This window comes from Flavobacterium collinsii (genome assembly GCF_902804485.1).
In the GTDB taxonomy this organism is placed as follows: Bacteria; Bacteroidota; Bacteroidia; order Flavobacteriales; family Flavobacteriaceae; genus Flavobacterium; species Flavobacterium collinsii.
On record NZ_CADCST010000085.1, the window covers coordinates 1 to 14,619 of the forward strand.

Genomic DNA, 14,619 nt, shown 5'->3' on the forward strand with positions numbered 1-14,619 from the left:
GCATAAATTTTAAAAGCTCTATAGGTGTCATATCTAATTCTTAGATTACAAATTTCTAATTTTATTTTGACATTCCTCCCCAGGTTTTGTTCTTGATCCGTAAAAATTCTAAATTCCAATAGTGCTTGATTGAGATTTGAGATTTGGAATTTAGAATTTAGAATTGCAGGGTTAGATTCCGATTTTCTTTTTAAGATATTCCAACATAGGCTGAGTAATTGGTTTTGAAAGAAAATCAATTATAATGGGGTATTTTTTAGCTTTGGCCAGGTCATCTGGGTCAATAGTGGAAGAAAGCACAATTACACTTGCGGTATTGAATTCTTTGTAAGCTGGAGAGGTAAAGTGATCTAGGAATTCCCAGCCGCCCATTACCGGCATGTTTAAGTCTAAAAAAATCAATTCCGGTTTTTTGTTTGCTTTGTTTTTATTGTTGGTGTATTTAAGTGTGTTGAAATGATGCAATGCTTCTTCTCCATTCTGAGCTGTGATAATTTCGTTGGAGAATGATGACTTCGAAATTACTTTTTTGCATAACATCAACGTGATTGGATCATCGTCAATACATAAAATTTGCTCGAGCATATGAGTTAGTTTTTGAATGTTATTGTAAATGTGGTGCCTTTGTTGACTTCGCTATCAATGCTGATTGTTCCTCCCATTGTCTCAACTTGTGATTTTACAAGGTATAAGCCGAGACCTTTGCTGTCGGGGTAGTTGTGGAATCGTTGGTATAGCCCAAAGACTTTATCGCGGTTTCTTTCTAGGTCAATTCCAATTCCGTTATCTTTGAAAGTTAGAATTGCTTTGTGGTCGATTTGTTCTGCTGTAATGGATATTTTTAGTTTTCTATTTTCTGATTTGTATTTTATCGAATTGGTTAGTAGGTTTAGTAAAATGCTTTCGATATAAGCTTTGTTTGTGTTTAGCAGCGGGACTTTGTCGAATTTGAGTTTTATGATTGGTTTGTGTAGTTCGATTTGGAAAGAAAGCTGGCTAAATACGTTTTCGAAAACTTCTTGTAGAGAGACTTCTTCTTTTTGCATTGAAGGATTGTCCTTGATGATAATGACTTTTACGAGGTCATTGATAGTTTCGTTTAATAAATGTGTTGATTTGGTAAATCCAGTAAGGATTTCTTCGAGTTCTTCATTCTCAATAGGGATGTCTTCGATAAGATTTAAGAGTCCGATTAAGTTGGATAACGGCGCACGTAAATTGTGTGAAGTAATGTAGGAGAATTGTTTTAGGTCTTTGTTGTTTTGAGTTAATTCACGAATTAGGTGTTCTTTTTCTGTTTCTAGTTTCTTTTCGTCTGTAATGTCTCTTTGTATGGAAATCCAGTGTGAAATTATGCCTTCGGTGTTAAAAATGGGAATCATTGAAAATCGTACCCAATATTCCTCTTTTGATTTGGTGTAGGTAATAGTTTCGATTAAGCACTCCTCTTCGTTTTTTATAGCTTTTAAGAGTTTTTTTAATTCTTCTGAATCTGATTTTGGTCCTTTGAAAATATTTGGTGATTTTCCTATTATTTCATTTGATAAATATCCTGACATTTGTGAAAAAGCAGGGTTTACATAAACAATTTTAGGTATTTTTCGGTCTGTTGAATTGGCTTCTGTTATTAATATTGAGTCTTTAGATTGTGTAATTACTGTTTCTAGAAGTCTTAAACGCTGTTCTTCTTCCTTTTGTTTGGTGATGTCTTGAATGGCTCCGATCATTCGTATGGCTCTTCCGTTTTCATCTTTGAGTAAAAAACCTCTGTCTAAAACGTATTTGTAGCTCCCGTTTGCGCATTTAAAACGGTACTGGTCTTGCCATTTTTCTGTTTTTTGTTCAATAAAAGAGTATAGTTTGATAGACATTCGGATGCTGTCTTCGGGATGTATTTTGTCAAACCACCACTTAGATGTTTTTCCAACTTCTTTCGGATTATATCCAAAAACGCTTTCTATTCCTTTGTTCCAGTTTATGCTGTCTTCCTGGATTTTCCAGTCCCAAATTGTGTCACTTGTTGCTTTAGCAACAATGTCATATTTTTCGTTTGATTCTTTTATTTCTTCGTTTGTTTCTTTTAGTTTTTTGAAAATTGTAATGCTTTTTCTTTCGTTTTTAGAAAGTATGTATTTGAAAAACAAGGCCGTAGTTAAAATGAAGAAAATGTCCTTTAAGAAAAAAACAGTATAATAATCGGTCTTTGAAAAGTAAGTTGTGAGTAATTTATGACAGATGATTGCCACAAATAACGATATGATAATATAAACTAGAGTAATTTGTAGAGTTTTACTTTTCATCACTCAAATATAGTTAATTTAACTATAATTAAACAATAAGAAAAGTTCAATTTAGACTTAAATTTACATTGTTTTTGGGGAACTAATTACTTGTCTCTACGCAAACTATCGCAGAAACGTTTTTTATATCAAAATAAAGTGTACCTTTGCACCCATTAAAAATCACAGATGGAATCTATTAGAAACATTGCAATTATTGCCCACGTCGATCACGGTAAAACCACTTTGGTTGATAAAATTATGTATCACTGTCAATTATTTCGTGACAACGAAAACACAGGTGATTTAATTCTTGATAATAACGATTTAGAGCGTGAGAGAGGTATTACTATTACTTCAAAGAACGTATCGGTTCAATATAAAGGAACAAAGATCAATATTATTGACACTCCTGGCCACGCGGATTTTGGAGGTGAAGTAGAACGTGTATTGAACATGGCCGATGGTGTATGTTTGCTAGTGGATGCTTTTGAAGGTCCAATGCCACAAACTCGTTTCGTATTACAAAAAGCGATTGACTTAGGTCTTAAGCCATGCGTAGTTATCAACAAAGTTGATAAAGAAAACTGTACTCCGGAAGAAGTTCACGAAAAAGTTTTTGACTTAATGTTCGAATTAGGAGCAACTGAAGAGCAATTGGATTTTCCAACGGTTTACGGTTCTGCTAAAAACAACTGGATGTCTGACGATTGGAAAAACCAAACAGAAAACATCGAGCCTTTATTAGACATGGTTTTAAACAATGTGCCTGCTCCTAAAGTTTCTGAAGGAACTCCACAAATGTTGATTACATCTTTAGATTTCTCTGCTTTTACCGGGCGTATCGCTATTGGCCGTTTAGAGAGAGGTGTTTTGAAAGAAGGTATGCCGATATCTTTAGTAAAAAGAGATGGTGCTGTAACGAAATCAAGAATTAAAGAATTACACACTTTTGAAGGTCTTGGACGTAAAAAAGTTCCGGAAGTAATTGCAGGAGATATTTGTGCTATAGTTGGTGTTGAAGGTTTTGAAATTGGTGACACTATTGCAGATCACGAAAACCCTGAAGGTTTAGCTTCTATTGCTATTGATGAGCCTACAATGAGTATGTTGTTTACAATCAATGACTCACCTTTCTTTGGTAAAGAAGGTAAATTTGTAACTTCTCGTCATATTAGAGAAAGATTGACAAAAGAATTAGAGAAAAACTTAGCAATGAAGCTAGGTGAAACTGATTCTGCAGATAAATTCATGGTTTTTGGCCGTGGAGTACTTCACTTGTCTGTTCTTATTGAGACAATGAGAAGAGAAGGTTATGAGTTGCAAATTGGTCAGCCACAAGTTATCATTAAAGAAATTGATGGTAAAAAATGTGAGCCAATTGAGGAATTAACAATTGATTTACCAGAAAATCTTTCAGGTAGAGCAGTTGAGTTCGTAACACTTCGTAAAGGTGAAATGTTAAGTATGGAGACTAAGGGCGAGCGTATGATCATTAAATTTAATATTCCATCACGTGGAATTATTGGTTTAAGAAATCAATTGCTTACGGCTACTGCCGGTGAAGCTATTATGTCACACCGTTTTATTGGATATGAGCCTTTCAAAGGAGAAATTGCCGGACGTAACAAAGGTTCATTGATTTCTATGGAAAAAGGAAAAGCTATTCCTTATTCTATCGATAAATTGCAAGATCGTGGTAAGTTTTTTGTTGAGCCAAATGCCGAAATTTACGAAGGGCAAGTAATTGGTGAAAACTCTCGTGGTGATGATATGTGTGTAAACGTAACTAAAGAGAAAAAACAATCTAACGTTCGTTCTTCTGGAAATGATGAAAAAGCGAGAATTATTCCTCCGATCATTTTCTCATTAGAGGAAGCATTAGAGTACATTCAGAAAGATGAGTATGTAGAGGTTACTCCAAAGTCTATTCGTCTTAGAAAGATTTATTTGACTGAAACGGATAGAAAAAGATTTAAAATCTAATTTATCCTGTAAATAAAACAAAAGCCATTCGATACTTCGAATGGCTTTTTTTATTGCTCAATATTTTGGGTGAAACGGGTATTTCGAATACCCAATCGGAAGTTGTGTAATTTATCTTTTTAAGCTGAAGTGACCTTTTATGACTCTGCCATTAACAAATTGAAGGTTGAACCAATAGTCATCTGCTGGCAATTGCTGATTATTAAACTGGCCGTTCCAGCCCAGCGTATTTTGATCCATTTGTTTGAGTAATTTTCCATAACGATCAAAAATGAATATTTTGTAAACCGGAAGCTGATCGGAGTTTTTAATTAACCATAAATCATTATAACCATCTCCATTTGGAGTAAAGAATCTTGGGTAGTCTGCAATGTAAACCTGATATTGGTTTGATGGTCCGCAGCCGTTTTTGTCTCTTGCGATAGCATTGTAAACTCCGGGTCTGACATTAGTGAATAATGGGGCATCCTGAAAAAAACTTCCATCCAATGAAAATTCATAATTACCAACCCCTGTGTATTGAATTAAAACTGAATTCTCATCACCGGAGAAATCTTTTACAGATGCACCAGTTATAACTGCAGGTTCTGAAAGTATTACTTTGAATTTTTTGGTTTTTTCACAACCGTCTGCATTTTTTACAAGCACTGAATAATTACCTTCTGTGTTTATAGTAATGGAGTTTGAGGTGTCTCCGGTGCTCCATAAATAGCTGGCAAAGCCGCTGGCAGCACTTAAGGTAATCGGTTCCTCTTTACACAAGTATTTTGATTCCTCTTCGAAGTTAGGCGGATCGAAAGTATTTACAACAAGGGTAATGGGAAGTATATCGTAACAATCTGGTCCATTTGTGGCTTTTATATGAATTATTTGAGTAAAAGCAGTAGTGTTTTTAAAGATATTTGGTAATGCATTTGTGTCTGATAAAGCATCGTTGGTGTTTAAAAAGTAGCTAAAAGTCAATCCCGATGGTAAACCTGTAGCAATTAGAGGTGTAACTTCGGCATTAAGATCAAATTGGGATAGACCGTCTTGTTTTTCATCTTTGTCACAAGTGGTGAAAGGATTTTGACTGGCAATTGGAGTGTTGGAAATTTGTAATGTTACTTCTGGAAATTTAGAGCAGCCGTATTGATTTTCAAGTCTGACAAAAATAACCTCATTTTGGGATTTATTACTGTATTTTTCAGGTGTCAGAATTGCGTTGGTCTTAGCTTGCGCATCTGCTAATGATTCGTAGTATCCTTTGTTCAGTGTTTCGGCAATATTATTTTTAATGAGGTTGGCAACTTTTGTGAGGTTGAAGATTGATACTCCGTCCGCGTTATCGTCACACTGTGTTAATGAGGTGCTGGTCGATAAGATTTCCGTTGCAAACTCAATTTTAATTTGTCCGGTAGCAACACAAGTGGTGCCATCACGGGTGGCTTCTACTTTATAATTTCCTGTAGCTGTTGCGGTATAGGTAGAGCCAGTTTCTGCGGGAGAAACTTCTACATAATTGTTAGGAGTGTTTTCTTTTAACCATTTAAAAGTGTAGAGACTATTGTCAAGATGTGTGTCTAAGACAATGCCTTCACCAAAACAGGCCGGGTTCTTATCGGCAATTGTTCTGTCTGCTCCAAAATTTATGGTCGAGGTAAAACTTCCGGCTTCTATAAAAACAGCTGAGGGGTATCGCCCTGTTTCATCATCGGCAATTACCAGTTTTAAGTGATATTTTTTACCTGGTACGACTTGCGAATGAGCATTCATAACAACGGTTTGTCCGGCATAATTTATAGGACTGTTGACGGTATTATAGCCATTGAAGAACTTTTCATTTAAAGCGGGGCAGCCGTTTTCGTTTACACCAATTGCCAAGTAGGGCTCAATTTTGGCATGGATCGTTGTAGATGAAACAGGTGTTGTAGTGTTAGGTAAAACAGCTAAGTTTTTATAGGGATCACTCGTGTTTGCTTCTTTAATTAGAAAAGCGAATCCATCTGAGTATTTACACGGATAAAATATCTGATATTCGTTTGATGCGAAAATATAATTGAAACTGATAGAGTTCGTTAGCGCAACAAAATCAAATTCAAGGACAGTTGCGTGTTGGCTTTCCACATTGTTTAATGCTTTATTTAAGTCCACATCACCTAGCCAGCTGTCGTTGGTCTTGCCTTCGGAGTTTGCTCTTATAAATGGTCCTTCGGCATTTTTACTTGGTGATGTACTTAAAATAATCCCTCCTGAAAACGGGAAACTACCGCCACCTGAATTAAAATAGGCATAACTTTTACCCGTATTTGCCGGGTTTCCGGTTGCATTAACAGCGCTAATATCAATACAAGTGCTGTTTATTAAAATGTTTTTTGCTAAATCTTCGGGAGTTCTGGAATCGTCTACAGTAATATTCTGCGCTTCTATCTTTACAGATAACAAGCACAGAAAAAATACTAGCGATAAGGCTTTAGAGTATTTCATGGTATAGCAAATATACTACAAATCTCTTTTCTTTAATAGTTTGTATGAAAAGTAAACAAATAAGAATGTCCAGATTAAAACGATTAAAATTGAGGTATAGTGTACACCATAATCTTTAGTGTTTTCAACCCCTATTTGTGTTCCGATAGATCTGATTACCGATAACCTTGTAAAAGGCTCAATAATTAGGTTTGACATGGCTTCCAGAGGGAAAAATTTCATTATGGTGTGACCAGTTTGGCTTTCCGGAAAAATCTGAAAGATCAAAAGGCCTTTTACAATTCCTTCAATAATACTCCACACTAGAAGAAAACCTAAAGCAAAAGCAGAACGTTTTACCAGAATCCCTAAAAATAAACAAAATGCGAAGAAACCGGAGAGTTTTACAAAAAAGGCAAGAAGGTAATCTAAATCCATAAAAATAACGTCAAACTCGGTATACGATGAGAAACAAAATCCAAGAATCAAACTCATTATAAACACAAAAATAGTCGAACCTAATGCAAACAATATGACTGTCAGGAATTTTGATAAAATGAATTCTTTTTTGCTTAAACCGTCAATTAAGTTTTGTTTTAAAGTGCCGTAACTGTATTCATTGGCCATCATCGAAACAATGACAATTGCCAGGAAAAGTTTAAGTAAAGCAGCTATATAGGTATTAAAATGCCAGATAAATGGGAAGTTAAAGATCCCCATTTCTGCCGCATGAAATTTGAATGGACCTATGTCAAATTTTATTGAGGCTATTAAAGCAATAAACGAAAGCAGTACGAAATAGGTTAAAGTTAGGATACGGCTGGCTTTGTTTTTCCAGATTTTTTGTAGTTCTATAGAGATTAGTCTGTTCATGGTCTAGTTGTTTTGGATAGTTGCGTTCTGGGTTAATTCTAAAAATTGTGCTTCTAAACTGTTTTTGCGTTTTACCAAATGACTTAAAGCAATATTTTTAGAAAATAAAAAGAGATTGAGTTCCGAGGCTGATAATTCAGAGTGGAGATAGACTAGAACTTTGCCGTCTTCTTCTGTGATTTTTTCTACTGCCGGATGAGTTTCCAGAATGGTTTTTAGTGCCAGATTATCATTCGCCTGAAGTTCAAAGAAACCTTCGTTTGCAGACATACCATCTACTGAACCGGAGTATAAAATTTCTCCTTTTCGTAAAACAATTACATGTGAACATACTTTTTCGACTTCATCCAGTAAGTGAGAGGCTAACAATATAGTCGTTCCCTGTGACGCAATTTTTCTGATAATATCCCTGATTTGGTGAATCCCCTGCGGATCTAAACCATTTGTTGGTTCGTCCAGAATTAAAATTTCAGGATCATTTAACAATGCTGAAGCAATGGCCAGACGTTGTTTCATTCCTAACGAGAAAGTACTGAACTTACTGTCTTTTCTTTCGGATAAGCCTACTAAATCAAGTTTCTCATTAATTTTTGAATAATTGATGCTTTTTATTTTGCAAACCAGTTTCAGGTTTTCTTCCGCAGTCATGTACGGGTAGAAGTTGGGTCTTTCGATAATTGCGCCTACTTTTTTCAGTGCTTCATGTGTTTCTACTTTTCCTCCAAACCAGCTGTAGTTTCCGGATGTTCTGTTAACCACATTCAGGACAATTCCTAAAGTGGTTGATTTGCCGCTGCCGTTTGGGCCTAAGATGCCATAAACGTGGCCTTTTTGTATTTCAAAAGATACATTTTTTAAGGCTTGAATGCGACCGTATCTCTTGTGAAGATTTTCAATAGTAAGTATGGTTTCCAAATTTATTTCGGTTTTAGTTTTATGTATGACGATTCAACTTGTATATTGTTACGTTAAATTTATTTTTATCAGGCTATTCATGTAAATTTGTAATAAAGATATTCAAAAAAATGAGCGAACCTTTAATGGTTTTAAAAAAACCATCCTATCCTTTAATGCCATCTCTGCTAAGCTATTTAGAGCGATACGAACGTATTTCGAAAGTATCTGTGTTCTATGATGATTTATTGCGATTTACGGGTTCTGTAAATGTTTATGATAAAAACGAAACGGATACTTTATGGATTAGAGTGTATTATAGTGAATTTGAGCGAAATGAAATCGATCTGAATCTTAAAAAAATCTATTCACTTTTGCATTCTGACGGGAACAATGAGATCATTCAGTACTTAAACATTGATGCAATTGATTACTGTACTTTTGGAAATTCTAAACCTTTCCGAATAAAAGTTCGTAATATTCTCAATGATAACTATGTTCATTTTTATATCAAAAAAGCAGATGCTTCAAGAATCTACGGTTTGGAGCTGGAAGATATTCTTTCGCCGGATAAAATCAACTTTCTGGTTTTTAAGGATACTTTAATTGAGGAGCACATTATCGGGATTCCGGGTGATGTTTTTATGGATACTTTACTGGATAGTTGTACGGAAATGGAAAAGTCGCAAATTGCAAAAGAGTTTGTGAAGTTCAACGAACGTTGCATGATCAGGCTTTTAGGAGATATGCGGGCTTACAATTATGTGATTGTACCCATTCATGATTTTGATCAGGTGGTCTATAAAATACGGCCAATTGATTTTGATCAGCAATGTTACGAAGGAAACTTTAAAGTCTATCGGCCGCAGTTTTTTAAAGAAAATTATCCAATGATAAAATTGATTAAAGAGAAACTAGAAGACCGATCCATTATTCAGTATAAAGATGAGGAAAGAGCGATTTTGGCAAAACGTATTCATTCTGCCGAAAACAGGATCAGAAAGCTATTGAACATCATGTGTCATGATACGATTTCAACAGAAGAGCATTTGAATCAACTAAAAATGGAATTGTATCGTTATACCAATGATATGAAGTTTAAGAATGCCAAATCGATGGGACACATTATGTTTGCCGCATTTGAATTTATTACACGTAATTTTAAAAATACAAATTTGGTTTAAGCACAAAATGGACTACAATTTATATCGCATTTTATAGTGAGTACCTGAATTTTTAGTTCGTCAGGTACAATGCCTAAACAAAATCCTAGCTTATTTTGGAGGGCTTAGTTCGATTAAAATATTAAAAAGAAAATATTATGAAAAAGGTTTTTTTACTCGGGATCTCTATCGCTCTATTGGCTTGTCAGCAACAGTCAAATACAAATTTAAAGACACTTTACGCTCTTCCGAAGAAGCTAAAAGAAGTTTCAGGAATTACTTATTTCCCGGAAACGAATTTAATTTATGCTTTAGAGGACAGTGGTAACAAAAATGAGATTTATGCGATAAAGTCAGATGGGAAAATCGCAAAGGCAATCACAATTTCAAATGCGACAAATGTAGATTGGGAAGATATTACGAAAGACAAAAACGGGAATGTCTATATTGGAGATTTTGGGAATAACGACAACGAGCGTAAAGATTTGTGTATTTATAAAGTCAATAAGAACCAGTTGAATAAAGATCAGGCAGTGGCAGAGTATAAAGTTTCGTTTTCATACCCGGAACAAACGCAATTTCCTCCAAAGAAAAAAGAACTGTTTTATGATGTTGAAGGTTTTTTTGAACATGGAAATTACTTTTATCTTTTTACCAAAAACCGCAGTAAAAATTTTGATGGAACTGCTTTTGTTTATAAAATTTTGAATGCGCCCGGGACTCAAAAAGCTACTAAAATTGGAGAGTTTAAGACTTGTGACAATTACAATCATTGTGTTTTAACCAGTGCGACAATTAGTCCAGACGGAAAAAAAGTAGTTTTATTAAGTCATGATAAAATTGTTTTGTTTAAAGGCTATAAAAACGATTTGTTTCATAAAGGATCTCAAACCGAAATTAAACTGGATCACTTTTCACAAAAAGAAGCCATCGTTTTTAAAGACAATAACACCTTGCTGATAGCCGATGAGAAGGCCAATAAGACTGGTGGAAATGTTTATGAGTTTAAGCTAAAATAAAAAGGTACTAAGGTGCTGAGGCTCTAAGTTTTTTTTGCCACGAATTCACGAATTTTAGTTTACTGCATCATTTTTGAATCCCAGGAAAGAAAGCTTAGAATCTTAGTATCTTAAAAAAAAGTTAGCCATGAATTCACGAATGATTTAAGAAATTAAAATTCGTGAATTCATGGCTAATTTTTAAACTCAGTACCTTAGAACCTAAGTCCCTTAGTCCCTATAAAATCAAAAGCTGTAAGCCGCTCCAAAAATGACTCTTCCTGTTTCGTCTGGAGATTTGAAATAAGTGATTCTTGCGGTTAGCACATTGATTGCGTTCAGCCAAAGTCCGCCACCGTAATCCTGATGCCATTTTCTGGAATTTTCACTATCAAGCCATATTCTTCCGTAGTCAAAACCACCCAGAATTCCGTAAGTGAACGGAGCAATTGTTTTTTGAATTTTACCAATACTGAATCGTAAGTCGGTACTTTGCGAAAAATAAGAGCTTCCTAAAAAGCGTTCATTTCTGTAACCGCGTAGATCGGTATCACCACCTAAAGCAGCGCCCTGATAAAATTCATAATTATTGTTCAGCAGTGCTTTTCCTTTTAAAAGAGTAGCTAAAACCAGCTTTCCGTTAGAATCAATTTTATGCGTAAATCCTAAAAGGCTTTCAAGAGTAGGGAAGTTTTGCTTGGTTTCATTTAGATTGGCTAACCACGCTGCCGAGATCATGAAAGTAACCCCCAAAGTTGGTTTCGCGGCAAAATCAGAATTCTTGAACTGATATTTGATTTTTGCTCCACCAAATGTCTGGCTTTCAAAAACATTTGGATTGATGATGTTAGGAATGTCAATAAATCGGTTTTTGGTTTCTTCTACTCTCATTTGTTGGAACATGGGTTGGATGCTGAACTCGCTTCCATATTGTCCGACATGTCTGATCGCTGCCGAAACATTAAATTTCTGGATACGAACGCGGTTATAATCCATATCAAATTGTTCTGTATTATTGACAGTTTCATTTCCGTATCCAAAATAATTCATTGCAAAATTTGGAGTTGTGTACAGAGATTCAACGTCAATAACCCATTTACCAAGCAAACCAGGAAAATGCGTAGCATAATTAAATTCTAAACCTCCTGTTGCGAAATAATAAAAACCGTTTAAAACATGTTTTTGTGTATATGGATTTTGTTTAAAATTGTTGATGGTGTAGTTTAAGTTAAAACCAAGTTTTACACCATCGTCAGGATTGTATCCTATATTTGGAAGTCCCGAAACCACATTGTATTTTGGTTTTTCATAATTGTATAAGTTCACATCGTAATCATCTGTCAGCTGCGTTCGCGTTTTTGAATCCAGATTATAGGTGTTTTCTTTTGATTTAAAGTCATAGACAATAACTCTTTTTCCGTTTTCAATGTTATAAGTATCATTGTTTTGTCCGCCAATCAAACGAATTTTTATGTTTGATTTTTGCTTGCCTGTTACCTCAAAAACATCGTTATCGTCCAAACCGTAAATCCATAAATTGGAAGTTTTGGCATCTGTAACGGTTTTGGTATACACTAATTCGTCACCTTCCTTTTTTATTCTGAAAACCTTAATTTCCAGCGTTTTTTTAGCGCTATGATTGATTACAAATTTGTCCTTTTTATCCGTTCCGGCAATCATCACCGTATGGCTCAAAACATCAAAGTATTCGGAAGCATATTTTTGAAGTTCTTTTTTTCGGCTCTTTAACTTCTGTTGTATGTCTTTAATAGTCTCGTCCTGAACTTCTTTTGGCAGGTTTTTAAAGGCAGTGTCAATATCAGCATCGGTTAGGTTTTCCTGAATGTATTTTGCCTGAGCGATCCAGTCTTTTTCGTCGGCAGTTCTTAAAAATGCCAAATCGAGTGGGTAAGGTTCTCTGTTGAGCCATTTTACGTTGTCGATTTTGTCTTTGAATGTACGCATGTGACGCAGCGCAGGAATGTTCATCAACAGTGAAAGTAAAGTACCGTCATATTTCGAAAAAGCCTGATCGCGATCGCGTGGAATTGGTTTGTAAGTAATCTTTCCGTCTTTTTTATACTCACCCCAACGCCATTGATCATCATGTCTGTCCCAATCGCCAATCAGCATGTCAAACAAACGTGCTTTTATGTATTCGTTTTCATCAATCGTGTATTTTTCATCTTTATGAAGGTTTTTCATCATATCAGATGTGCTTATGATATCTGTTGGATTTCCAAAGTTTTTACCGTCCAGATGATTGTCGGCAGGTCTTTCTTCGACCATGTACAACTCATCTCCAAAATTCGAATTAAATTCTTTTAAAGTATTTTGTTTCGGAATGTAATATATAATCGGATTTGTATGCGCCAATCCTAGTTTGTCCGCCAGATTGCCAACTGCAAAAGGAGTATAAGGATGAGAGGTTGTGTAGAAGTCTAACAAAAAGTTTTCGGCATAAGTGTTTTCAAAATCATTAACAATGTACTGATCTTTAAAGGCTACGGACTGTAAAAATTGTGTAGCACTTTTTTTCAATGCACGCAACACATATTCACGGCCTTTAGGATCAGATACTCTTAAGGATTTGGACTGGTGTCCGCCGCCTTCACGAATAGGTTTAAGCCCGCCCATTAAAGTGTCTAAAGTTGCCGTTTTAACTTCGATCGGTAAGCTGTAATATTTTCTGTAATGATTTCCGAAAAGGAATTTATGGAATACACTTTTTTGAGTCATTTTTTCAGAATAGATGGAAGTGGTCATCTTAGCAGGGAAATTATTCGGAATATCAGCAGCCCAGTTGATTTCTTTTGCTTTTATGATTTCATGTTCAAAAAGTAATTTTTCGTGGTTGTTTTCATTTCCAAAGAAAGAAACTTTGGCGTCTCCGCTTTTGAATAAAGTTAAAGTGGCGTAACCATTTCCTCCATAAGAGAAATCGGTTGAATTGATTGCTCTTGCAGCTTCAGATTTTGATCCTGCACCACTAATAATTTGCTTGATGTTTTCTTTGTTGACGTATTGAAGATTATGATCGTGTCCGGAAACTACAATTACATTTTTCTGCTTTTGCAAAAGTGTCTTAATACGTTTGGAATAAATCGTATATTGTTTGTTTTGAATGTCCTGTGGACTGGCACCGGAAGTTTTTCGCAGTAAATTAATGATAGAACCAATTACCGGAAGCGGGATTTTTTGTTCTAAAGGAAACAATTGTTTTTCTAATGAATATTGTCCGCCATGCGAACCGTTGCTCATCAGAGGGTGGTGAATAGCAAGGATAACTGTTTTTTCCTGGTTTTTATTCAGGATGCTTTCCAGTTCGTCAAAGAAATCCTCTCGGGTTTTGATGTCACAATTGTCATTGATTGTGGGATGGTTGTCCCAGTCTTCCAGAAACCACTCACTGTCAATAGTTACTAAAGTTGCTGTACTGTCTATTTTTACATCTTCTATGGCACAGCTTTTTCGGGGCAGGAAGGCTTTTTTATCGTTTAAATATTTAGTCACAAATTCGGCCTGACGTTCCAGACCTTTGATACCGTTGTACCAATCGTGGTTTCCGGGAATAACAATGGTTTTTCCTCTAAATCCTTTGGTGAGTTTTAACTGATTGGTAAGTTTTGTTTCTGCCAAAGCCTTTTCTGTAGCATTATCATTAGCAGGAAAACCTTTCGGATAAATATTATCTCCTAAAAAAAGTAAAGTCGATTTTTTACTTGCTTTTTTTAGTTTTTGGTGCAGTAGTTCAAGTGTTTGTTGTGCTTTTTCTTCGTCGGCATTTCCGGCATCTCCTACTAAATAAAAAGTGTGGGCAATTTTTATGCTATCTGTTGCGTTTTCCGTTTCGTTAGCGCTGACATTTTTACCGTATTGTGCTTTGTGTGTCGCACAGGAATAGGAGAGCAGCAATACCGTTATTGCCAAAGAACAAGTTTTAATTTTCGCAATAAAATGATTATCCAAAAACAATTTCAT

At 35.3% G+C, this 14,619-nt stretch carries 9 protein-coding genes; 3 read left to right on the forward strand and 6 right to left on the reverse strand.

The window, feature by feature from the left end; translation table 11 throughout:
• Positions 1-171 precede the first annotated feature (171 nt).
• Entirely contained in the window at positions 172-585 is a 414-nt protein-coding gene (locus FLA105534_RS11850) for a response regulator (RefSeq protein WP_173966332.1), read from the reverse strand.
• Positions 586-590: 5 nt separating this feature from the next.
• Positions 591-2,300, reverse strand: coding sequence for a PAS domain-containing sensor histidine kinase (locus FLA105534_RS11855; RefSeq protein WP_173966333.1), 1,710 nt, complete (start codon positions 2,298-2,300; stop codon positions 591-593).
• 168 nt (positions 2,301-2,468) lie between these two features.
• Here FLA105534_RS11855 and typA point away from each other — a divergent pair, with 168 nt between their 5' ends.
• Positions 2,469-4,265, forward strand: a complete 1,797-nt coding sequence (gene typA, locus FLA105534_RS11860) for a translational GTPase TypA (RefSeq protein ID WP_173966334.1) — start codon at positions 2,469-2,471, stop codon at positions 4,263-4,265.
• Positions 4,266-4,376: 111 nt separating this feature from the next.
• Here typA and FLA105534_RS11865 read toward each other — a convergent pair whose 3' ends face one another.
• The 3 genes from FLA105534_RS11865 to FLA105534_RS11875 are packed head-to-tail and all read right to left on the reverse strand — an operon-like array spanning position 4,377 to position 8,498.
• Positions 4,377-6,731, reverse strand: coding sequence for a T9SS type B sorting domain-containing protein (locus FLA105534_RS11865; RefSeq protein ID WP_173966335.1), 2,355 nt, complete (start codon positions 6,729-6,731; stop codon positions 4,377-4,379).
• 15 nt (positions 6,732-6,746) lie between these two features.
• On the reverse strand, positions 6,747-7,583 hold the full coding sequence (locus FLA105534_RS11870; RefSeq protein ID WP_173966336.1) for an ABC transporter permease: 837 nt from the start codon (positions 7,581-7,583) through the stop codon (positions 6,747-6,749).
• A gap of 3 nt (positions 7,584-7,586) precedes the next feature.
• Positions 7,587-8,498 (reverse strand): ABC transporter ATP-binding protein, encoded by a 912-nt coding sequence (locus FLA105534_RS11875; protein ID WP_173966337.1) that lies wholly within the window; start codon positions 8,496-8,498, stop codon positions 7,587-7,589.
• 110 nt (positions 8,499-8,608) lie between these two features.
• Between FLA105534_RS11875 and FLA105534_RS11880 the strand changes: the two genes are divergently transcribed.
• Both FLA105534_RS11880 and FLA105534_RS11885 read left to right on the forward strand, forming a co-directional pair.
• Positions 8,609-9,661 (forward strand): hypothetical protein, encoded by a 1,053-nt coding sequence (locus FLA105534_RS11880; RefSeq protein WP_173966338.1) that lies wholly within the window; start codon positions 8,609-8,611, stop codon positions 9,659-9,661.
• 137 nt (positions 9,662-9,798) lie between these two features.
• Complete coding sequence (locus FLA105534_RS11885) at positions 9,799-10,659, forward strand: SdiA-regulated domain-containing protein (RefSeq protein WP_173966339.1); 861 nt, start codon at positions 9,799-9,801, stop codon at positions 10,657-10,659.
• Between the two features lie 225 nt (positions 10,660-10,884).
• On the opposite strand, the gene FLA105534_RS11890 is transcribed toward FLA105534_RS11885, so the two are convergent.
• Entirely contained in the window at positions 10,885-14,619 is a 3,735-nt protein-coding gene (locus FLA105534_RS11890) for a metallophosphoesterase (protein WP_173966340.1), read from the reverse strand.